19 protein-coding genes and 1 tRNA gene are annotated in these 21,035 nt (G+C 63.1%); 12 read left to right on the top strand and 8 right to left on the bottom strand.

Features of this window, described 5'->3' with window-relative positions; genetic code table 11:
* The 5 genes from ACZYGA_RS14660 to ACZYGA_RS14640 form a co-directional block, all read right to left on the bottom strand.
* Positions 1–487 (bottom strand): retention module-containing protein (locus ACZYGA_RS14660; RefSeq protein WP_479399455.1); only part of this gene is annotated, 487 nt, incomplete at its 3' end.
* A gap of 218 nt (positions 488–705) precedes the next feature.
* Positions 706–2,784 (bottom strand): transglutaminase TgpA family protein, encoded by a 2,079-nt coding sequence (locus tag ACZYGA_RS14655; RefSeq protein WP_417285791.1) that lies wholly within the window; start codon positions 2,782–2,784, stop codon positions 706–708.
* Entirely contained in the window at positions 2,781–3,779 is a 999-nt protein-coding gene (locus tag ACZYGA_RS14650; RefSeq protein WP_077380029.1) for a DUF58 domain-containing protein, read from the bottom strand. Before ACZYGA_RS14650 ends, ACZYGA_RS14655 begins: the two co-directional genes overlap by 4 nt.
* Positions 3,776–4,705, bottom strand: coding sequence for an AAA family ATPase (locus ACZYGA_RS14645; RefSeq protein WP_077380031.1), 930 nt, complete (start codon positions 4,703–4,705; stop codon positions 3,776–3,778). Before ACZYGA_RS14645 ends, ACZYGA_RS14650 begins: the two co-directional genes overlap by 4 nt.
* 100 nt (positions 4,706–4,805) lie before the next feature.
* Positions 4,806–5,318, bottom strand: coding sequence for an NUDIX hydrolase (locus ACZYGA_RS14640; RefSeq protein ID WP_254696562.1), 513 nt, complete (start codon positions 5,316–5,318; stop codon positions 4,806–4,808).
* Positions 5,319–5,471: 153 nt separating this feature from the next.
* On the opposite strand from ACZYGA_RS14640, the gene ACZYGA_RS14635 reads away from it, so the two are divergent.
* Both ACZYGA_RS14635 and ACZYGA_RS14630 read left to right on the top strand, forming a co-directional pair.
* Positions 5,472–7,166, top strand: coding sequence for an acyl-CoA dehydrogenase family protein (locus ACZYGA_RS14635; RefSeq protein ID WP_417285790.1), 1,695 nt, complete (start codon positions 5,472–5,474; stop codon positions 7,164–7,166).
* A 22-nt stretch (positions 7,167–7,188) separates the two neighbouring features.
* On the top strand, positions 7,189–7,683 hold the full coding sequence (locus tag ACZYGA_RS14630; RefSeq protein WP_417285789.1) for a copper chaperone PCu(A)C: 495 nt from the start codon (positions 7,189–7,191) through the stop codon (positions 7,681–7,683).
* 124 nt (positions 7,684–7,807) lie between these two features.
* Here the strand turns inward: ACZYGA_RS14630 and ACZYGA_RS14625 are convergent, their stop codons facing one another.
* Together ACZYGA_RS14625 and ACZYGA_RS14620 are read right to left on the bottom strand one after the other, a co-directional pair.
* Positions 7,808–8,419, bottom strand: a complete 612-nt coding sequence (locus tag ACZYGA_RS14625; RefSeq protein ID WP_176494327.1) for a LysE family translocator — start codon at positions 8,417–8,419, stop codon at positions 7,808–7,810.
* Between the two features lie 1,182 nt (positions 8,420–9,601).
* Positions 9,602–9,687, bottom strand: a tRNA-Leu gene (locus tag ACZYGA_RS14620).
* Between the two features lie 334 nt (positions 9,688–10,021).
* Between ACZYGA_RS14620 and queA the strand changes: the two genes are divergently transcribed.
* The 5 genes from queA (at position 10,022) to secF (ending at position 15,671) form a co-directional block, all read left to right on the top strand.
* Positions 10,022–11,113: a tRNA preQ1(34) S-adenosylmethionine ribosyltransferase-isomerase QueA gene (gene queA, locus ACZYGA_RS14615; RefSeq protein ID WP_077380204.1), complete on the top strand. Its 1,092-nt coding sequence runs from the start codon at positions 10,022–10,024 to the stop codon at positions 11,111–11,113.
* A gap of 130 nt (positions 11,114–11,243) precedes the next feature.
* Entirely contained in the window at positions 11,244–12,362 is a 1,119-nt protein-coding gene (gene tgt / locus ACZYGA_RS14610) for a tRNA guanosine(34) transglycosylase Tgt (protein ID WP_127734466.1), read from the top strand.
* Positions 12,363–12,493: 131 nt separating this feature from the next.
* Complete coding sequence (yajC, locus tag ACZYGA_RS14605) at positions 12,494–12,829, top strand: preprotein translocase subunit YajC (RefSeq protein ID WP_077380041.1); 336 nt, start codon at positions 12,494–12,496, stop codon at positions 12,827–12,829.
* Between the two features lie 73 nt (positions 12,830–12,902).
* The gene (gene secD / locus ACZYGA_RS14600) at positions 12,903–14,753 is read left to right on the top strand and encodes a protein translocase subunit SecD (RefSeq protein WP_077380043.1); all 1,851 of its coding nucleotides are present in this window, start codon (positions 12,903–12,905) and stop codon (positions 14,751–14,753) included.
* 12 nt (positions 14,754–14,765) lie between these two features.
* Positions 14,766–15,671 carry a protein translocase subunit SecF gene (gene secF, locus ACZYGA_RS14595; protein ID WP_077380045.1) on the top strand — a complete coding sequence of 302 codons (906 nt, stop codon included), beginning with the start codon at positions 14,766–14,768 and terminating at the stop codon, positions 15,669–15,671.
* A 122-nt stretch (positions 15,672–15,793) separates the two neighbouring features.
* Here secF and ACZYGA_RS14590 read toward each other — a convergent pair whose 3' ends face one another.
* Entirely contained in the window at positions 15,794–16,588 is a 795-nt protein-coding gene (locus tag ACZYGA_RS14590; RefSeq protein ID WP_077380047.1) for an inositol monophosphatase family protein, read from the bottom strand.
* A gap of 362 nt (positions 16,589–16,950) precedes the next feature.
* Here ACZYGA_RS14590 and trmJ point away from each other — a divergent pair, with 362 nt between their 5' ends.
* The 5 genes from trmJ (at position 16,951) to ACZYGA_RS14565 (ending at position 20,791) form a co-directional block, all read left to right on the top strand.
* On the top strand, positions 16,951–17,748 hold the full coding sequence (gene trmJ / locus ACZYGA_RS14585; protein ID WP_077380049.1) for a tRNA (cytosine(32)/uridine(32)-2'-O)-methyltransferase TrmJ: 798 nt from the start codon (positions 16,951–16,953) through the stop codon (positions 17,746–17,748).
* A 9-nt stretch (positions 17,749–17,757) separates the two neighbouring features.
* Positions 17,758–18,654 (top strand): serine O-acetyltransferase, encoded by an 897-nt coding sequence (gene cysE, locus ACZYGA_RS14580; protein ID WP_077380051.1) that lies wholly within the window; start codon positions 17,758–17,760, stop codon positions 18,652–18,654.
* A 142-nt stretch (positions 18,655–18,796) separates the two neighbouring features.
* On the top strand, positions 18,797–19,270 hold the full coding sequence (gene iscR, locus ACZYGA_RS14575) for a Fe-S cluster assembly transcriptional regulator IscR (protein WP_077380053.1): 474 nt from the start codon (positions 18,797–18,799) through the stop codon (positions 19,268–19,270).
* Positions 19,271–19,300: 30 nt separating this feature from the next.
* Positions 19,301–20,449, top strand: coding sequence for an aminotransferase class V-fold PLP-dependent enzyme (locus ACZYGA_RS14570; RefSeq protein WP_271303350.1), 1,149 nt, complete (start codon positions 19,301–19,303; stop codon positions 20,447–20,449).
* 15 nt (positions 20,450–20,464) lie between these two features.
* The gene (locus tag ACZYGA_RS14565; protein WP_077380057.1) at positions 20,465–20,791 is read left to right on the top strand and encodes a HesB/IscA family protein; all 327 of its coding nucleotides are present in this window, start codon (positions 20,465–20,467) and stop codon (positions 20,789–20,791) included.
* Positions 20,792–21,035 lie beyond the last annotated feature (244 nt).

The raw sequence follows: 21,035 nt of genomic DNA, 5'->3' as shown, positions 1-21,035 counted from the left end.
AGGCCAGGTCGGTTTCCGTCGACTCAGGATCCAACCCGAGGCCATCTTCGTCTTCATCGGTATAGGTGGGATCGGTGAACCCACCTTCATATTCGTAGGAAGTGCGCTCGACACGGCCATCCCGACCGACGCCAGAGGCATCCAGGAAGCCACTGCGACTGCTGCCCGGAGACCCTGCATTTTCCCCCGCTGCCGGTGCCTCCTGGATGGCCGTCGGGTCTTCGCCTCGGGCAATCGCTTCGCGCAATGCTTCTACCGTCGGGTCGACAGGTGCGTCATCGCGAGACTCTGCGAGCAGTACCTCGATACCGATCGGGGCCCCTTGCGGCACCACCAACCGAGAACCATCTTCCAGCACGATGATCGCTCCCTGCGGCGCGATCAGGGTGGCAGTAGGTTCAAGCGTCATTCCATTGACGACACGCTGCGACTCGTTAGTGGCGGAAACAACAAGTACTGTGCCTTCTGTGCGAATGACCTGAACCATGGGGACTTACTCCTGCTGGGGAAAGGTGCTGCATCATGCTGCGAAGGGCGCAATGGCATGATCGACAAAATCAGATGGTTACATTTTGATACACAAAAAACACTTACCGCAACCTAGCAATTTTCCGTAGTGGTGCCACGCAACGAGACTGAGATACCTAATCTCGAAAAATACCCAGAAAACAAGGAATCACACACCACCACGATGGAAAACGTGGCCTATGTCAACTTACGGCATAACGCTGACCACTGGCGACGCATGCTACGAGAAGACGAGCCGCCGGCATGAGAAGCGCCCTCTTGCGCGTCATCATTGTAAATCCATTGTTCAACGACTTCCGACAACTGTAACAATTCTTTAACATTTTCCGGCTGCAGCCGTGCGACACGCCGCAGGTGACTGCCGGGCGCCTCACCCGGGCCAGGGCCAAGCCCGGAGCGCTCCAGACGCTTCGCCAGCCGACGGTAGGCTCTGACACCGGCATGTGTCGTCACCTCACGGCCAGACCAGAGCACCAGCACCGCCCCTACCAGTACCACACAGGCCAGCAATCCGAGTACCCCCCAGACCAGCCACTCCCAGCGAAACTCGCCGAACATCCGCTGCCACAGACTACGCTGCTGTTCCAGGCGGAACCCCACGACACTTCGCTGCCAGCGGTACTCGAAACGCTCCCACTGACGCCTCAGATCACGAAGCATGGAATTATTCAGCGTGAAGGCGCGCAGACCGGCATCTGCCATGAAACCCGGCTGACCTTGCAGACTGAGCGCCCCCTGGGCAATACGCTCGGGAGCCACCGCCGCCGTCGGGTCGAACCGGTGCCAGCGCCCCCCATGGAACACCTCGACCCAGGCATGGGCGTCGTACTGCCGAATGCTCAACTCACGCTCACCGCTCGCGGCGCCACCCTGCGCCTCTCCACCGAGGTAGCCCGCCACCATGCGCGCCGGGATTCCTGCTGCCCGCGCCAGAAAGACGGTAGTCGATGCGTAATGCGTGCAATACCCCTGCAGGCTATCAAACAGGAAATCGTCCACACGATTCATGCCCTCAAGACGCGGGGGCGTGAGGGTGTAGTGGTAAGGCTGACGATGGAAATGCTGGAACAGGAGGCGAAGGAAGCCTTGGGGGTCTCCACCCGCCTGATGCATCAGATCACGAGCGAATGCGCGAGCACGGAGGTTGCCATCCTCAGGCAACAGCAGATCCAGACGCTGCATCCATTGTGGTGCCGCCAAGGGAGGCTGACCGGAGGAACTCAATTTCAGCAATGCACGGGTGTTGAGTGACGACATCCCTTCCAGAGTGCCGTCCACCAGATAACGCGCCTCCTGATCACTCGACAACGGAGCGCCGAGGCTTGGCCGCCAAGGGCGCGGGTCCGGCTCCAGCAACAGCTCATAACGGTGCCGGGGGCTCCCGCCATCCACGCCCCTGCCACGCACGGCATAGCGCGACGCTGGCCCACCCAACGCACTCTGCAGCCTATCAGGGGAGGCACGTGACCAGCGCACGCCATCAAACAGACTCAAGGTATAGACACGCCAGTAGCGCTCTGAAGCTGCCGGCAAGGCACCGTCGAAACGGGCTCGGAAAGCCAGCTCGTCACTGCGCCCCAGCGCTGCGATATCACCGGGCGATACGCTATCCGTCAGACCGGTCGTGGCCTCTTCCAGCTGAGGAACGTTCCAGAGTGGCGGCAGACGGGGAAACAGCACGAACAATCCCAGCATCAGCGGCAATGACAAGCCCATCAACCAGCAAGTCTCACGCAGTGCCTCACCACTGCGGCGCGCTCCGGCGATCAGGACCAGACCACCGATCAGCCAGCCAGCGGCCAGAATCGCCGCAGCTGCCATCACCGGCCCCTGATCATGCAGGAAGGCGGAGGCCAGCACGACAAACCCCAGCCCACAGACCACGCGACCATCACGCAGGCTGTCAGTTTCCAGCAGCTTGAGCAGATAGATTCCCACCAGCAGGCCGATCATCGCCTCCAGGCGCAACATCTGCCCGTATTCCAGAAACAGCCCTGCTGCCACCAGGCATACCGCCGCCAGCCGCAGCAGAATGCCGGCACGCGGTACGCGGGCGCGCAATTGCTGAAACCGCCATAGCGCCGCCAGCAGCGCAGGGAGTGCAAGCCAGATCGGCATCCACAACAGATGCAGCGCCAGCACGAGACACTGGCCAATGAACAGGTGGCGCAGTTCAAGCCAGCCAAGCGCCTGATCAGGCGTCAGAGGTTTGCGTTGCCACCAGCGGCGAGAGACATTGCCATGTGCTCGCGTCATGTCTTTGCCCTCCCGGCCAGCTCTCGAGACGCCACGGCCTGCTGCTGAACCTCCCAGGGCAGCACCGTCTCTCCTCCAAACAAGGCCAACGCTTCCAGTACGCGTCGCCGATGCGCCCCACCACTGGCGATGGCCAGCGTCTGGCCCGGCAGGCGCAGCCCATAGGTCGCCTGTGACTTCTCCGCCGCCAGCACGCGTGCCGTCAATTCGCCGAGACGCTGTTCCATGTCGCCATGGCACGCCTCGTAGTCCAGCCACAAGGAGGGGCGTGCCGGCGTCTCGAAACGCTTGGTGACCAGCTCACCGCTGCGCCCCCAGTGCTTCCAGGCCACATGCGCCGGTGGATCACCGGCCACATAGCGACGCAGGCCGGCGAAGTCGCCCTGCTCGACCTGTTCCAGCGTATTGCGACTGCCCTGCGGTGCGGCCGGCATCTGCGGACAGGGGTGGATCATCACCGGCATCTCGATCGCGACCCAGGACCACAGACGCACCAGCCCCAGCGGCCAGCGAGACTCCAGCGTCAATGGCGGCAAGGTGAACTGCCCACGAAGAGCGACCGGCAGCCCCATAGGCGCACTGCCCTCTCCGGCATGAATCTCGAGACGCTGACGACTATTCCCGAGACGCACATCGATGGCGCGCGCCCGCGCCCGCCCGCTCAGCCGGACCAGCAGGCGCAACTCACCGCCTGCGTAGGCCTCGCCATCCGCGATCAACTGGACGCGCACACCGGCAAGATTGCGCCAGCTTCGAAAGATGCTGATCACCGCCAGCGAGAACAACCAGAATGCGAGCGCATGCGCGAGGGAATTCTCGTAGTTGATCCCCAGCAGCAGCAGCATGCACACCAGCACCGCCCAGAACAGGCCGAAGGGCGTGGGCAGGATCATCAGACGGGCATGATGGAGCGCCTCACCGCCGGCGATGGACATCCTGCGCAACATGCGCGCCTTGAGTCGGCCCCATGGTCCGACACTGGCCGCTCGTGTCATGCAGGCACCACCGCCACCTGCCCCAGCAGATGGCGAGCCACGGCATCTCCCTCCGCGACACTGCCCTCGCTCAGGCGATGGCCGACCACCGGCGCCCAGACGGCCTGGACATCCTCTGGCAGCACGTAGTCACGCCCCGCGAGCAACGCCCAGCCACGCGAGGCGTTGGCCAATGCCAGCACGCCTCGCGTCGACAGGCCGTAAGGCACTTCCGGCGACGACCGTGTGGCAGCGACCAGTGCCTGCAGGTAATCCAGCAGCGGTTCAGAGAGACGCACGCGCGTCACGGATGCCTGCCACTCACGCAGTACCTCGAGCGGCAACAGGGGACGCAGCGCCTCGATGTGCTGGCGACCGGCATTGCCTCTCAGTATCTCTCGCTCAGCCGCAGGCTCTGGATACCCAAGCGACAGACGCATCAGAAAGCGATCCAGCTGGGACTCAGGCAACGGGAAGGTACCGGATTGCTGAAGCGGGTTCTGAGTGGCGATGACGAAGAAAGGCTCCGGCAGACGACGCGTCTCGCCCTCCACGGTCACCTGTCGCTCTTCCATGGCCTCCAGCAGCGCACTCTGGGTCTTGGGCGTGGCACGATTGATCTCATCCGCCAGCACCAGCGAGTGAAAGACGGGGCCCGGATGGAAATGGAAGGCGCTCTCACGAGGGTCGAAGACCGACACGCCGAGAATGTCGGCGGGCAGCAGATCACTGGTGAACTGGACGCGCTGCATGTCGGTGCCGATCAGACGCGCCAGCCCCTGGGCCAGCGTCGTCTTGCCAAGCCCGGGCAGATCCTCGATCAGCACGTGGCCCTGACACAGCAGGCAGCACAGAGCGAGCCGGATCTGATGCGGCTTGCCCGCCAGCACGCTCGACAGTGCAACCTCCACCTCTTCCAGCTGTTGGGGCGATACCTTGGCATTCATGCGCAGACTCCAGCACAGAGAGTGGTAGGGAGAGTGGGACAGAAAAAGCACATGCAGGCGCGCGCAGGGACATGGCGCGCCGCCGACAGGCCATCATTGCCTACTCTTCCATGGCAGAGACGAGAAAGCCCTCACGAATGAGGCGTTCAAGCGCCATACGGCTGTCCGGCGTTGAAGGATGCAATTCCAGCGCCTGTTGCGGTGTCACCCAGAAGGCGTCAGCCACCTCCTCGGCCTGAAGCGTCAAGGGACCGTCATAACGTGCGAGGTAGGCGCTGCCATAGACATGATTGGTGGCATCGCGATAGCAGAAATCGAAGCAATGTCTGAGCGCGACGCCCCGGGCACCGATCTCCTCCTCCAGCTCGCGTCGTGCGGCCACGTGGACCGCTTCGCCCGCGCCGACCACACCTCCGCTGGCGAGGTCGAAATACCCCGGAAAGACTTCCTTGCTCATGGTGCGTTTCTGGATGCACAGCTCTCCACTGGCATTGAGCACGAAGGCATAGGTCGCTCGATGCCAGTAGCGATAACGTCGCATCTGGCGACGAGGAGCCGTACCGCATGGGCGATTGCGTGCATCAACCAATTGAATGATTTCGTCCTGGATCACCGTACCCTGTCCTTTCCCTGTGCTGATCGTCGCGATGCCACGCACCGACTGATGCCCCCACGGTAGCAGAATGCGACGCAGCTGCCTTCCACTCCGCCAGCAGGCCGCAGGTGTTCTACGCTCAAGGCATACCTCTCATGACAGGACCCCACGATGCCCGACTCGCTGCCTGCGTCCTCGACTGAGCACTCTCGTGAAGAGGAGCGGCCTGCTCCATGGCGCGATGAGGTGCTCAATCAATCGGCACCACCGCTGCGCCATGCCTTCGTCGATGACCTCCCCTTGCGTGAGGCGCTGCGCTGTCACGCGCCTGGGCTCTCGGCGGACCTGCTCACTCGCCTGGCCGACCTCGGGGCGCAGGTGGGCACGCTAGAGACCCGCGCGATGGGGTTTGCCGTCAATGCGCATCCGCCGGTCCTCCACACCCATGACCCACAAGGGCGGCGGCGGGATGACGTCGAGTATCACCCCGACTATCACCGGCTGATGCGCATCGCCCTGGAAGGTGGCTGGCACAGTGTCGCCTGGGAGGCGGAAGGCTGCGGAGGACATCAGGCCCATGTCGCCGCCCTTTACCTGCTCACCCAGGCCGAACCCGCTTTCTGCTGCCCGATCACCATGACCCATGCCGCCTGGCCCGCGCTGCGTCAGGATGAATCTCTGGCCGCCTTCTGGGGCCCTCGCCTGCGGGCCCGCAGCCACGACCCGAGAACCTGTGCCCCTCGCGACAAGCACTGCGCGACCTTCGGCATGGCCATGACGGAACGTCAGGGCGGCAGCGACGTCCGTAGCAACCTGACACAGGCACACGCTGAGGGTGAAGGCTATCGCCTCAACGGTCACAAGTGGTTCATGAGTGCCCCGATGTCAGATGCCTTTCTGACTCTGGCGCAGCTCGAGGAAGGGCTGACCTGCTTCGTGGTACCGAGGCGACGGGAGGATGGCAGCCACAATGGCCTGCAACTGCAACGCCTCAAGGACAAGTGCGGCAATCGCGCCAACGCCTCAAGCGAAGTCCGGCTGGTCGATGCGCGAGGGCAGCGCCTTGGTGAGCCGGGACGTGGCATCACCACCATTCTCGAGATGGTCCACCAGACCCGACTGGATGCTGCCACCGCGCCGGTGGCACTGATGCGCCAGGCACTGGTCGAGGCACTGCACCACTGCCAGCAACGTCATGCCTTCGGCAAGCCGCTGGCCAGTCAACCTTTGATGCAGCAGGTGCTGGCAGACATCGCACTGGAAGTCGAAGCCGGCATCGCACTGTGTCTGCGCATTGCGCGACAGTTCGATGACGCCACTCAGGAACCGGATGCGCGCCCCCTGGCCCGCCTTGCGCCGGCGATCGCCAAGTACTGGCACAATCGTCGTGCACCGGCACTGCTGGCAGAGGCCATGGAATGCCTGGGCGGCAATGGCTACATAGAGGAACACCTGACAGCGCGCCTGTATCGCGAAGCCCCTGTCAACGCCATCTGGGAAGGTTCTGGAAACGTGCTGTGTCTGGATGTCCTGCGCACTCTGGCCCGTCACCCCGACGCAGGCGAGGCGCTGCTCAGCGAGCTCAGGGACGCCCGGGGGCAGAGTCCTCGCTATGACGCCGCACTGGCCATCTTCGAACGCGGCAACCTCCTTCATCACGCCGAGGAAGCCCGAGCCCGGCAACTGGTCCAGTCACTGGCCGTGCTATGGCAGGCTGCCCTGCTGATTCGCCATGCCCCTGCCGACGTGGCCGAGGCCTTCTGCGCCACACGACTGGCAGGCACCGACATCCCCGGCGCCACTGGCGTACATGGGCTGCCGCCGGGCATGTCACCCCGCCATCTGTTGGCACGGGTACTGCCATGAAAGGCCAAGGAGACGACACCACGTGACACGACTCCCACGCGCGAACCTGATGCTGGCAATCGCCATGAGCGGCATCCTGTGGATGCGCACCGATGCAAGCGCCGCGACGCCCCCCGTGGCGACAGACCCCATGCTGGAAAATCCCGTGCTGGAAGATGCCTTCGCACTACCGACGCCTCCGAGCGCGACGACCGCTGCACTCTATATCACGCTCTCGCTCCCCCGAGGCAAGGTCACGCTGACAGGCGCCAGCTCTCCCGTGGCGCAGAGCATCGAGCTGCACGAGATGCAGATGCGCGAAGGCCGGATGCACATGCGCCAGCTGGGGCACCTGCACCTCTCCCCCAAGTCCCCACTGAAGATGCGGCCGGGAGGTGGGCCCCATCTGATGCTGACTGGGCTGACTCAGCCCATCTCGTCAGGCGATGAAATTCCCGTGACCCTACACTTTCAGGCACGTCCGGATCAGCAGATCAGGGTTCCCGTGAAGGATTACTCCGACATCTTCACTCCGTGATCTTCCGGCTCCACCAGCCACCCCCTGCAACGCAACGCGGCCCTGACATCACCTGTCAGGGCCGCCGTCTTCTACCACGCAATCTCATTCCTCAACGGCGCATGTCACTCCCGGCATGCGCCGGTCAGACACCCCATACGACCCGCAGCGCCAACGCCAGCAACACGATACCGGTCAGGCGATTGATCCATACCGCCCGCGCCTGAAGCCAGGGCAGCACCCGAGAGTGCGACAGTACCATCGCCACCAACACATACCAGGCACCGTCGATGCCCATCGCCGTCACGACCACCAGCCACTTGCCCATCTCGCTCATCTCCGGCGTGATCAGCTGACTGAGCAGCGCCACGAAGAACAGGATCAGCTTGGGATTGGCCAGCGCCACCATGAAGCCATCGCGAATCGCCATGGAACGGGATGTGGTGACGGCCTGAGCCTCAAGCGCCCCGCCACGGCCCGCCCGCAATGCCTTGACGCCCAACCAGGCCAGATAGGCCGCCCCCAGAATCATGATCGCCTGGAACATGCCCGGATAATGAACGATCAAGGCACCAAGTCCCCAGGCGGTGAGCGCGGCATACAACCCGACCCCCAATGCATGGCTGATACCGGCGGCGACTCCCGCACTTCTGCCACCTCCCAGCGTGTGGCGAAGCACCATCGCCAGACTCGGCCCGGGCGACATCGCCCCCATGGCGCACAGCGCAACCAGTGACAACCACAGATTCAGTGGCATCCAATGCATGACAGTCTTTCCATGTTCCATGGCAGTTCGTGAAAGCGATGCTTGAACAGCGGTTCGCCGCCAGGCGCCCCTCGAGCATCACGCGAGTTCCATTCAAGTTCAGTACAGGTTCTGAATCCCCTGCCCGCGACGGCTGACGGGATGAGAGCGCTTTCCGTGTTCAGCCTTCCCCTCTGCAGCTCCAGCGGATACGCCCGATTGTACCAAGCGTCAGACTGGCCCGGCAGCGACATCACCATGTCATGTAGGCGACATTGGTCTTGCACATGACGTGAACCATCAAGCGCGCCGGACAGCGTCGCCAGCGAATCAGAACGATCGAACGCCACATTACATGAGAACATCTTGATATGAGACTATCTTGAAGTACACGATCTTACATACCTGAAAACTTGTGCAACAAATTAACTCTTGTACAAGTTTTCAATAATCAGTAATTTCTTAATCGCTGCTCAGGGAGAGCGGCGAGTTCAGCGTAGTGATGGGCTAAGTGCACAGGCAAGTGCAGCCAGGGAAAGGCCCTGTCAGAGGATGACTCGCGAGTGTGGGGGCTATGCCACGCGGCCAGAAAGATCCGTAAGCCTGAGCTGGTGGGCTTACGAATCTTGATGACTGGCAAGCTCGCGAACTCAAGGAAATGAGACCACTACGCTGAACCTCACCGAATTCAGTCGAATGCTGAGAGGGAGAGGAGAAATGAAAGGGAAAGCTCGAGCGGCTCTGTGTTGTCCGGTATGCTCCGGCCTCAAGATGGACTATCAATACCATGCACCATCCGCCGACCATCTCGTGAACTGCCAAGATTGCCGCGAGTTCATCGGCATGTGGTCTACCCTGCGCCAGGAACTCGCGATACAGAGCACGCGCATTGCACTCCTTGACCCTTCCCTCGCAAGCAACAGCATCTACCGACGCGTCAAGAGCGTTCCACATCAGGCGTGAATCGCCGGCAGATGCGCCAGAGACAAGAAAGCCCCGACATCCGGTCGGGGCTTTTTTTATGCCTCAGACACCCTGACCATCATCTGGCAAGAGCGCGAAGAAAGGACAGAGAGGAGAGAGGAAATAGAAAGAAGAGTGCTCTGGGATCACAAGGCAATGAAGTTGAGAGCAATGAATCTGAGGCGAAGGCCAGAAACGCAAACAGCCGCTCGTGAGCGACTGTTTTCAAGATGGTGCCGGTGGTCGGACTCGAACCGACACGCCTATTAAGCGGCGGATTTTGAATCCGCTGCGTCTACCAATTCCGCCACACCGGCAATGGAGCGAAATTATACGGAAGCCTACGCCGAGGTCAACGAGTTTTCACGCCAGATCAGACACATGCAACGCATCCCAGCGACGGATTCACGCACTGAGCGGGACAGGTCGTTCGAAAACGGGACTTCGCGGGAGCCATGCCATTCGGTATCATGAGCCACCTTTTTCGCCTGCCCAGGCTCGCCAGTCCATCCTGCGTATCGCCCCTGACCACTGCCGCTCGAGAGCGGGCAGACAGACAGACGCGCTAACGGCATGAACGCCTGCGAGCAGGGTATCTCCATTGCAGCGGAGCGCCTTCTGCGCGCCGTGCCACCAGAGTTTCCGTTGGCCATGTCACGAATCGATTCCGGCGATGCCTCTGGCGTTGCCCCCTCCGCTTCCGAGCGCCCGCTCCAGCGCAGTGATTATGATTTCAGTCTGCCGGATGAGCTGATTGCCCGCTACCCTTCCGAGCAGCGCAGTGATTGCCGTCTGCTGCACCTGGACGGCAAGAGCGGCGAGATCGTGCATCGCCACTTTCCTGACCTGCTCGAGCAGCTGGAACCCGGCGATGTCGTGGTCTTCAATGACACCCGCGTGATCCCCGCGCGCCTGCACGGCCAGAAGGCCTCCGGCGGCAAGATCGAGATGCTGCTGGAGCGTCCGCTGGATGCACACCGTGGTCTGGCGCACATTCGCTCCAGCAAGTCGCCGAAGCCGGGCACCGAGCTGATCTTCGAAGGCGGCATCACCGCCGTGGTCGAAGGCCGGCAGGACGCGCTGTTCGAGCTGCGCTTCCACGGCGAGACGCCGATGATCGAGCTGCTCAACCAGCATGGTCACATGCCGTTGCCGCCCTATATCACCCGCGATGACGAGCTGTCGGACCGCGAGCGCTACCAGACGGTCTATGCCAGGCGCGATGGCGCCGTGGCCGCACCGACGGCTGGCCTGCACTTCGATGAGCCGATCATGGCCGCCATGGCCGAGAAAGGCATCGAGACCGCCTTCGTCACCCTGCACGTCGGTGCCGGCACCTTCCAGCCGGTGCGTGTCGACAGCATTCTCGAGCACCACATGCACAGCGAGTGGATCGAGGTCGGTCAGGAAGCCTGTGACACGATTGCGCGTGCTCGTGCGGCCGGCCGTCGCGTGGTCGCTGTCGGCACCACCAGCGTGCGCTGCCTTGAAAGTGCTGCCAAGGCCCACGGTGGCGAGCTGGCACCTTACTCCGGTGACACCGACATCTTCATCTACCCCGGTTATGAATGGCAGGTGGTGGATCTGTTGATCACCAACTTCCATCTGCCGGAATCGACCCTGCTGATGCTGGTCTCGGCCTTCGCCGGCTACGAGCACACCATGGCCGCCTACCAGGCTGCCGTGCAGGAGCGCTACCAGTTCTTCAGCTATGGCGATGCCATGCTGCTGGAACGCGCCTGACCCGAGCGTTACCTCATCACATGAGCCACGTCATGCGCAGTTAACACGACGTGGCTTACGCTAGCCCCACACCCGCTGCGGCCTGTTTCGCCGCCAAGCCTTAGAGAGAACCATGCGCAAAGAATGCTTCATGAGCTTTGAGAAGCTCGCCACCGATGGTCGCGCGCGACGCGGCCGCATGACCTTCCCGCGCGGCACGGTGGAAACCCCGGCCTTCATGCCGGTCGGTACCTACGGCACCGTGAAGGGCATGACACCGGAATCCATCAAGGAGATCGGCGCCGAGATCATCCTCGGCAACACCTTCCACCTGTGGCTGCGCCCGGGCACGGAAGTCATCGAAGCGCATGGTGACCTGCATGATTTCGCGCAATGGGACAAGCCGATCCTGACCGATTCCGGCGGCTTCCAGGTCTTCTCGCTGGGCAAGACGCGCAAGATTACCGAACAGGGCGTTCACTTCCGCTCACCGGTGGATGGCTCCAAGGTCTTCATGGGCCCGGAAGAGTCGATGGCCGTCCAGCGCTCGCTGGGGTCCGACATCGTGATGATCTTCGATGAGTGCACGCCGTATCCGGCCACACATGACGAAGCCCGCAAGTCGATGGAGATGTCACTGCGCTGGGCCCAGCGCTCCCGCGATGCCCATGGCGATTCCCCCTCGGCACTGTTCGGCATCATCCAGGGCGGCATGTATCCGGACCTGCGCGAGAAATCCCTCGAGGGCCTGAAGAAGATCGACTTCGATGGCTACGCCATCGGTGGCCTGTCCGTGGGCGAACCCAAGGACGAGATGATCAAGGTGCTCGACTACCTTCCCGAGTGGATGCCGGAGGACAAGCCGCGCTACCTGATGGGTGTCGGCAAGCCGGAGGATCTCGTGGAAGGCGTGCGCCGTGGTGTCGACATGTTCGATTGCGTGATGCCGACCCGCAACGCGCGCAACGGCCACCTGTTCACGCCGACCGGTACGGTCAAGATCCGCAATGCCGTCCACAAGCACGATACGTCACCGCTGGACCCGGACTGCGATTGCTACACCTGCACCAACTTCTCACGCGGCTACCTGCATCACCTTGATCGCTGTGGAGAAATGCTCGGTTCCATGCTCAACACCATCCACAATCTGCGCTACTACCAGACCGTGATGGCTGGTTTGCGCGGTGCAATTGAAGCGGGTACATTGCAGGACTTCGTGGAACAGTTCTATGCCGCGCGCGGCCTGCCGGTGCCGCCGCTGGCCGACTGATCGAATCGAAGCGCGACCGGAGAGCAACCCGCTCCGGTCGCCTTGGTATCTGACTCGAGACAGGCGTGAAGCAGCGCTCGAATCACGCTCATTGCATAACAACAGTTCACTCGTAACCTCTGGAGATACACATGCTGGAATTCCTGATTCCTGCCGCACACGCGGAAGCCGAAGCGGCTGTCGCCGGCGGCGGCGCCATCGGCCAGATCGTCATGCTGGTCGGCTTCGTGGTCATTTTCTATTTCCTGCTCTGGCGTCCGCAGTCCAAGCGCGCCAAGGAACACAAGAACCTGATCAGCAACCTGGCCAAGGGTGACGAGATCGTCATCGGTGGTGGCCTGGTCGGCCGCATCACCAAGGTCAGCGAGCAGTTCATCACCATGGAGCTGAACGAAGGCAACGAAGTCAACGTGCAGAAGTCCGCCGTGGCTGCGGTCCTGCCGAAGGGCACCATCAAGTCCATCTGATCTCCCTCCTGCTGCCGGCCCCTGTGCCGGCAGCATGCTATTTCTCTCCCGCTCCACCAAGGACAGGGCTGCCATGCTCAACCGCTATCCGCTTTGGAAGTACCTGGTGATCTGCCTGGTACTTGCCGTCGGCGTGATCTACGCATTGCCGAATCTCTACCCCGAAGACCCGGCCGTGCAGATCAGTGCCGCCAGCGGCGCCGATGCCATCGACCAGCAAGATCTCGATCGCGCCACCAGCGCCCTCGAAAACGCCGGCATCACGCCCAAATCCGAGGAACTCAATGGTTCCACCGGCCTGATTCGCCTCACCAGCAACGACCAGCAGCTGCGTGCCAAGGAACTGATCAGCGACACCCTTGGCGATGACGCCATCGTCGCGCTGAATCTGGCTGATGCCACGCCGTCCTGGCTTTCCAGTCTCGGCGCCTCGCCGATGAAGCTGGGGCTTGATCTGCGCGGCGGGGTCCACTTCCAGCTGGAAGTCGACATGGACGCCGCGGTCAAGCAACGCCTGGAAGTCAACGCCAGCGCCATCAAGGAAACCCTGCGCGAGGAGCGTATCCGCTACCGCGGCAGTGAGGTCAACGATGGCACGCTGAGCCTGACCTTCTCCGACGACGAAGACCGCTCGAAGGCACGTTCACTGGTCTCGCGCGACTTCCAGAACTTCGAATACGATGAGCGCGATGTCGATCGTGGGGCCGTACTGGATCTCACTCTGACGACCGCCGCCATCAAGGAGATTCAGGATTACGCGGTCAATCAGAACCTGACCACGATCCGCAATCGCGTCAACGAGCTGGGCGTCTCCGAGCCGCTGGTGCAGCGTCAGGGCCCGAACCGCATCGTGGTCGAGCTGCCGGGCGTGCAGGACACGGCCGCTGCCAAGCGCGTACTGGGTGCCACCGCCAACCTCGAGTTCCGTCTCGAAGCGGCCAGCGACACGCCCTCCAGCGAGATGGAAACCTTCGCCTTCCGCAACCAGCCGGGGCGCACCGCCAACATCATGAAGGACGTGATCATCAGCGGTGACAGTGTCTCCAGCGCCAGCACCAGCTTCGATGAAAGTGGCCGTCCGCAGGTCAACATCAACCTGGATGGCACCGGTGGCTCGATCATGAACCGCGTCACGCGTGCTGCCATCGGCCGCAACATGGCGGTGCTGTTCATCGAGCACAAGACACGCACGCGCACCGTGATGGAGGATGGCGAGGAAGTCGAGAAGCGCATCCCCTACACCGAGAAGGGCCTGATCAGTCTGGCGACCATCCAGAGCGCGCTGGGCAACAGCTTCCGCATCACCGGTCTGGATTCCCCGACCGAGGCGAAGGAGCTGTCGCTGCTGCTGCGTTCCGGCTCGCTGGCCGCGCCGATCTACTTCGTGCAGGAACGCACCATCGGCCCGAGCCTGGGTGCCGAGAACATCTCGCGCGGCATCCTGTCCGTCGAGCTGGGCCTGCTGCTGGTCGTGCTGTTCATGCTGGCCCGCTACAAGGCCTTCGGTGTCGTCGCCAACGTGGCCCTGACCGCCAACCTGGCGATCCTGATCGCCGCGATGTCGATGCTGGGCGCTACCCTGACCTTGCCGGGCATTGCCGGTATCGTGCTGACGCTGGGCATGGCGGTGGATGCCAACGTGCTGATCTTCGAGCGTATCCGCGAGGAAATGCGCTCCAAGATGCCGCTGCACCAGGCCGTGCATACCGGCTTCGAACGCGCCTTCACCTCCATCGTCGATGCGAACATCACCACCCTGCTGGTCGCGGTGATCCTGTTCTCCATCGGCAGTGGCCCGGTCAAGGGCTTCGCGGTCACGCTGTCCATCGGCATCCTGACGTCAATGTTCACGGCGATCATGGTCTCGCGCGGCATCATCAATCTTGCCATTGGCGGCAAGACACTCAAGAAACTCTGGATCTGAGGGGCCATCGTGATGCGACAGTTTGACTTCATGAGCAAGCGGCGCGCGGCCTTCATCGTCTCCATCGTGCTGACGATCGTGGCCATTGGCGCCCTTGTGATTCACGGCCTGAACCTGGGCCTCGACTTTACCGGTGGCACCCTGGTGGAAGTGCAATACCAGGCGGCGCCGGCGCTGGACAGCGTACGCCAGACACTGGAAGCCGCCGGCTACAAGGACGTCTCGGTCCAGACCTTCGGTGCCAGCAACGAGATTCTGGTGCGTCTGCAGCAGAGCTTCGAGGCCGGCATCGGCAATGACATCGTGGCGCACCTGCAGGCCACCGGCGATAGCGTCAACCTGATCCGTGCCGAGTTCGTCGGTGCTCAGGTCGGTGATCAGCTGCGTGACCAGTCCGGTCTCGGCATGCTGCTCGCCCTGGCCGTGGTGATGGTCTACGTGGCCTTCCGCTTCCAGTACAAGTTCGCCCTCGGCGCCCTCATCTCGCTGGGTCACGACGTCATCATCCTGCTGGGCATCTTCGCCCTGTTCGGACTCGACTTCGACCTGACGGTACTGGCCGCGGTGCTGGCCGTGATCGGCTACTCATTGAACGACACCATCATCGTCTACGACCGCATTCGCGAGAACATTCGCAAATCGCGTACCGATGACATGCCGTCGATCTTCAATGACGCGATCAACGCGACGCTGTCACGTACGCTGTCCACCTCCGGCACCACCTTGCTGGTGCTGCTGGCGCTGTTCTTCCTGGGCGGCGACATGATCCACAACTTCGCCATCGCACTGATCATCGGCGTGGTCGCGGGGACCTTCTCGTCCATCTACGTGGCAGCGGCGCTGTTGCTGGTGGTCGGCCTGAAGCGCGTGGATCTGATTCCCCCGCCCAAGGAGCAGTTCGAGGACGGCGCGCCGTAAGCGCCTCGCTCGACCGCCCGGCACGGATCGCCAGGCACAAAAAAACCCCACCTCGCATGAGGTGGGGTTTTTTTCGTTCTCCGCGTCGCCCTGCGGCTGGCAGGACAGCGAATCACGGCATCTTACAGGTGCGGCTGCATGGTCTGCGCCAGCGCCTTGTACAGGCGAGCACCCGCGGCCATCAGCGTGCCTTCCGCCACGACAACCGGCGTACCGTCGGCGCTGCCGGCCAGTGCGCCACATTCCTTCAGGAACAGGCTGACGATCTCGCTGTCACCGGCTTCCAGACCCAGCACGTAGACGGCATCGACACGGCCGGCGGCCAGTTCGAGCACATCCAGCAGTGCACAGCCATTGGCACGCAGGGTATCGAGCTGCGGGCCGACCTGCTGGACGATGGACAGGTAGGTGGCCAGATGACGCGGACGCTGCCAGCTTTCCGGCAGACCCATCGCCAGACGCGCACCTTCGATGGAGGTGGCATTGGTCACGCGGATACGGTGGCCGGAATGCTGGGCGCCACGACCACGGCTGACGATGTACTCTTCGTCGGTGAACGGCGCGATGACCACGGCGTGCTCGGCACGCCCCTTGAACAGGCAGACCACGGACAGCGCGAAGCCGGAAGAGGCGGATGCGAGGTTGGAATACCCGTGCACCGGCTCGATGCGCCAGTGGTAGTCAGCGCCTTGGCCTTCGCCATCACGATGGTCGGTGTAACGGCCGGAGAGGCCGTGCTGCGGATAGCCGCGTTCCAGCTGACGCACGATGTGCGCTTCGGCGCGGCGTGCGGTGTCAGCGATGAAGGTATCGAGATCGTTGTCGTTGCGCGCGACTTCGATACGTTCACGAACACGGACGAACTGCTCTGCGGCGCCGCGTGCAGCACGCAGCGCAAATTGGACCATCGGATGCATGATCAAGGCCTTGACGAGTCGGAAGCTGTTAAAGAACGGTGTGTAACGCAGTAAGGCGGCTGGCCCGGGAATCTGCCAGCGGGTGCAACGGCCACGCTCATGGCACCTGCCGGACACGGGGGTCAGCAATGCAGGAGAGCGAATACGCTACAACAGGACGGCGAAGTCTAGCAGATGCGACGCCCGGCTGCCATCGCCATCCCCGACCTTCGGCGAAGAGAGCCGGCCTTATCGGTCAGCGCCTGACTGCTCCCCGCGCCGGCTTCATGCTAGGATATCGGGTCCTGACGCACGTCCCGCCCTGCCCGGTGTCCGGGCCGCGTCGATTGCCCCGCCCTTCAATCGCTATCCTGGAAGTCCTCATGCTTGAACGTCTGCGCATTGTCCTGATCGGTACCAGCCATCCCGGCAACATCGGTGGTGCAGCCCGCGCCATGCTCAACATGGGTCTGGCCGACCTCGCTCTGGTCGCGCCGCGCTGTCAGGTGCAATGTCAGGAGTCCGCCTCACGCGCCTCCGGCGCCGATACTCTGGTCGCCAATGCCCACGTGCATGAGACGCTGGAAGAGGCCGTGGCGGACTGCAGTCTGGTGGTCGGGTGCAGCGCACGCTCCCGCAATCTGCCATGGCCGATGATCACGCCGCGCGCCTTCGGCGCCACCCTGGCCGATGAGACCCGCCTGCCGGAGGCCCGCGTGGCCATCGTGTTCGGGCGCGAGGATTCCGGGCTCTCCAATGAAGAGCTGCAGCGCTGCCATCGTCACGTCCACATCCCGACCAATCCGGACTTCAGCTCGCTGAATCTGGCCGCGGCCGTGCAGGTGCTGGCCTACGAGTGCCGCCAGGCATGGCTGGCTGATCAGGAAGCCGCCGGCGAGACCCCGCGGGCCGAGGATGACCAGCCATTCGGCATCGACTGGGACAGTCCGTTGGCCAGCCACGCAGACCTCGAGCGCCTGTTCGAGCATCTGGAAAAGACGCTGATCAGCATCGATTTCCTGGACCCGGAACAACCGCGCCAGCTGATGGCACGCCTGCGCAGACTGTACCTGCGCGCCCGCCCCGACAGCATGGAAATCAACATCCTGCGCGGGATTCTCTCGTCAGTCGACAAGCAGGTCCGCCTGGCACAGACCGACGCGGCAAACCGCACTCTTTGAGGACACGCCATGTTCACTCGACTGCGTGAAGACATCAACAGCGTCTTTGCTCGCGACCCGGCGGCACGCAATTTCTTTGAAGTCCTGACCAACTATCCGGGTCTGCACGCCCTGCTGGCGCATCGCATCAATCATTGGTTGTGGCGTCACAACGCCAAGTGGCTGGCGCGCACCGGTTCGACCCTGATGCGCTGGCTGACGGGCATCGAGATCCATCCCGGTGCCACCATCGGACGCCGCTTCTTCATCGACCACGGCATGGGCGTCGTGATCGGCGAGACGGCGCTGATCGGTGATGACGTGACCCTCTATCACGGCGTCACCCTCGGCGGCACCACCTGGAATGCCGGCAAGCGTCACCCGACCCTCGGCGATGGCGTCATCGTCGGGGCCGGCGCCAAGATTCTCGGCCCGTTCACGGTCGGCGCCGGGGCCAAGGTCGGCTCCAACGCCGTGGTCACACGCGAAGTCCCGGCCGGTGCCACCGTGGTCGGGATTCCCGGCAAGATCGTCAAGCGCGCCGAACCGGACGTGGCGGAGGAGCCGCCCGTCGATCCGGAAAGCCGCGAAGCCATGAAGGAGAAGTTCGGCTTCGATGCCTACGGCATGGGCCAGGACATGCCCGACCCGGTCGCGCGCTCCATGCACGCGATGCTCGATCACATGCATGCGGTGGACAAGCGGATCGAACAGATGTGCGGCACGCTGCGCAAGCTGGATGCCAGCTATCGCGCCGGCCACCTTCCCGAGCTGGACGATGCCGATTTCGCGCAGCTGATCGATGAGCTGGGCCCCTGTGGTGGTGAGCCCGCGGACAAGCGTCCGCAGGCCCGGCCGGTCACCCGCGAAGCCGACGCCACACCCAGCGCCTCCGGTCATGGCGAGTCCGAGCGCCAGCACGGATAAAGTTGACCAAATCAGTCGGGATTGACCCCCTCGCCGCGTCTCACCATAATGGACAGTCTGATGCGCCGTCTGCCTGCAGACGGCGCCGACACTGCGGCCCTGTCGCCGATGCCATTCGCTCCACCAGCTCACGAGTTCCGCCATGCGCCTGACCACCAAGGGACGCTACGCCGTCACCGCGATGCTCGATCTGGCGCTTCATGCCAGTTGTGGTCCGACCTGCCTTGCCGACATCTCCGTGCGCCAAGGCATTTCCCTGTCCTATCTCGAGCAGCTGTTCGCTCGCCTGCGCCGTGCCGGGCTGGTCAAGAGCGTACGCGGCCCGGGTGGCGGCTACTTGCTGGACGTCGAGCTGGAAAGCACCTCCGTGGCGCGCATCATCGATGCCGTGAATGAATCGGTGGATGCCACCCGCTGCCAGGGACTCTCGGACTGTCAGGCAGGCGACACCTGCCTCACGCACCATCTGTGGTGTGACCTGTCCGATGAGATCCATGGCTTTCTCGACGGCATCAGCCTGGCGGACCTTGTCGCACGTGAGGAGGTTCGCCAGATTGCCAGTCGTCAGCGCAAGGCCTGCGAGCCGACACCGATCACCGTCATGCCCGGCAGCTGAACCCGTTCGTCATGTCTTCAGGAAGTCACCATGTCCCAGCCGATCTACCTTGACTATGCTGCCACCACGCCCGTCGACCCACGCGTCGCCGAGCTGATGATGCGTCACCTGACGCAGGACGGCACCTTCGCCAACCCGGCCTCGCGCAGTCACATGCCGGGCTGGCTGGCCGAGCAGGCGGTCGAGGGCGCGCGTCGTCAGGTAGCCGACGCCATCGGCGCCGACCCGCGCGAGATCGTCTGGACCAGCGGTGCCACCGAAGCCGACAACCTGGCGCTGACCGGCTACATGCGCGCCAATGCCGAGCGTGGGCGTCACCTGATCACCTCGACCATCGAGCACAAGGCGATTCTGGATACCGCCAGTGCGCTGGAAGCCGAGGGCTTCGAGGTCACGCGTATCGCACCGCAGCCGGATGGCCGCATCAGCCCCCAGAGCCTGCGTGACGCTCTGCGCGCCGACACGATCCTGGTATCGCTGATGGCAGTGAACAATGAGCTGGGCAGCCTGAATGATCTCGATGCCCTCGGCGATATCGCCCGCTCGCATGGCGCGGCCTTCCATGTCGATGCCGCCCAGGCTCCCGGCAAGGTGCAGCTCGATGTCAGCCGACAGCCCATCGACATGCTGTCGCTGTCCGCGCACAAGGCCTACGGCCCCAAGGGGGTTGGCGCGCTGTACGTGCGACGTCAGCCGCAGATCAAGGTAGAGGCCCTGATCCACGGCGGCGGGCATGAGCGCGGCATGCGCTCCGGCACCCTGCCCACCCATCAGATCGTCGGCATGGGCGAGGCCTACCGCCTGTGCGCCGAACAGTTCGATGCCGACCACCAGCACCTGATCGCGCTGCGCCAGCAATTCGTCGCCGGACTATCCGGCCTTGAAGGCGTGCATTTCAATACCGATATAGACGTCAGCGCCCCCGGCATCCTCAACCTCGCCTTCGAAGGCGTGGACGGTGAGGCGATGCTGATGGCACTGCGCGGCATCGCGATTTCCACCGGTTCGGCCTGCAATTCCGCCAGTGTCGAACCGTCCTTCGTACTCACCGGCATCGGGGTGCCCCGTCCACTGGCGCTGGCGTCACTGCGCTTCAGCTTCGGACGCTTCACCACCGCCGCCGACATTGAATCCGCGCTCGGCGAGCTCAGGCATGCCCTGACCTCGCTGCGCGCCTGACCCGGGAGACTGCTCATGGCACACCTGTCGATTTCCCCCTCCGCCGCCGACCAGATCCGTGTCGTGCTGGCCGAGCGCGGCCACGGCCTTGGCCTGCGCGTCTCGGTCAAGCCCAGCGGCTGCTCCGGCTACAGCTACGTGCTCGACTTCGCCGATGAGGCCAACGAGGAAGATGTCGTCTTCGTCGATCACGGCGCGACTGTCTATGTCGACAGCGAAGCGCTGGCCGTGCTCGACGGCTCCGAAGTGGACTACGTCAAGGACGGTCTGAACCGCTACTTCCGCTTCAACAACCCCAACGTCAAGGACGAGTGTGGTTGTGGCGAGAGCTTCAGCGTGTAGACCTGGCTCAGCGTGTAGACCTGGCTCAGCGTGTAGATCCAGCATCAGCGTATAGAGCTGGCTCAGCGCGTAGAGCGTCATTGCAGACAAGACGCCTGCCATCCGCGCGTCATCCAGTATCCGCATGATGGATGCAGTGGATGACGCGAGCAGCTATAATGCCGCCCACTTTTGTCGAGCCCTGCGTCGACAGAGCCCTTTTTCCGCCGCAAGGCCCCAGGCCGTGCGGCTCTTCAAAGCTTGT

Source organism: Cobetia sp. BL01 (assembly GCF_056493605.1).
Note: the sequence above shows the minus strand (reverse complement) of the source record. Positions and strands in the feature narration are given on the sequence as shown.

What these genes read in the sequence shown, in the direction of transcription:
- ACZYGA_RS14655 (WP_417285791.1), bottom strand. Translation starts at nt 2,784, where the DNA reads ATGACGCGAGCACATGGCAATGTCTCTCGCCGCTGGTGGCAACGCAAA.
- ACZYGA_RS14650 (WP_077380029.1), bottom strand. Translation starts at nt 3,779, where the DNA reads ATGACACGAGCGGCCAGTGTCGGACCATGGGGCCGACTCAAGGCGCGC.
- ACZYGA_RS14645 (WP_077380031.1), bottom strand. Translation starts at nt 4,705, where the DNA reads ATGAATGCCAAGGTATCGCCCCAACAGCTGGAAGAGGTGGAGGTTGCA.
- ACZYGA_RS14635 (WP_417285790.1), top strand. Translation starts at nt 5,472, where the DNA reads ATGCCCGACTCGCTGCCTGCGTCCTCGACTGAGCACTCTCGTGAAGAG.
- ACZYGA_RS14625 (WP_176494327.1), bottom strand. Translation starts at nt 8,419, where the DNA reads ATGCCACTGAATCTGTGGTTGTCACTGGTTGCGCTGTGCGCCATGGGG.
- queA (WP_077380204.1), top strand. Translation starts at nt 10,022, where the DNA reads ATGTCACGAATCGATTCCGGCGATGCCTCTGGCGTTGCCCCCTCCGCT.
- tgt (WP_127734466.1), top strand. Translation starts at nt 11,244, where the DNA reads ATGAGCTTTGAGAAGCTCGCCACCGATGGTCGCGCGCGACGCGGCCGC.
- yajC (WP_077380041.1), top strand. Translation starts at nt 12,494, where the DNA reads ATGCTGGAATTCCTGATTCCTGCCGCACACGCGGAAGCCGAAGCGGCT.
- secD (WP_077380043.1), top strand. Translation starts at nt 12,903, where the DNA reads ATGCTCAACCGCTATCCGCTTTGGAAGTACCTGGTGATCTGCCTGGTA.
- secF (WP_077380045.1), top strand. Translation starts at nt 14,766, where the DNA reads ATGCGACAGTTTGACTTCATGAGCAAGCGGCGCGCGGCCTTCATCGTC.
- ACZYGA_RS14590 (WP_077380047.1), bottom strand. Translation starts at nt 16,588, where the DNA reads ATGCATCCGATGGTCCAATTTGCGCTGCGTGCTGCACGCGGCGCCGCA.
- trmJ (WP_077380049.1), top strand. Translation starts at nt 16,951, where the DNA reads ATGCTTGAACGTCTGCGCATTGTCCTGATCGGTACCAGCCATCCCGGC.
- cysE (WP_077380051.1), top strand. Translation starts at nt 17,758, where the DNA reads ATGTTCACTCGACTGCGTGAAGACATCAACAGCGTCTTTGCTCGCGAC.
- iscR (WP_077380053.1), top strand. Translation starts at nt 18,797, where the DNA reads ATGCGCCTGACCACCAAGGGACGCTACGCCGTCACCGCGATGCTCGAT.
- ACZYGA_RS14570 (WP_271303350.1), top strand. Translation starts at nt 19,301, where the DNA reads ATGTCCCAGCCGATCTACCTTGACTATGCTGCCACCACGCCCGTCGAC.
- ACZYGA_RS14565 (WP_077380057.1), top strand. Translation starts at nt 20,465, where the DNA reads ATGGCACACCTGTCGATTTCCCCCTCCGCCGCCGACCAGATCCGTGTC.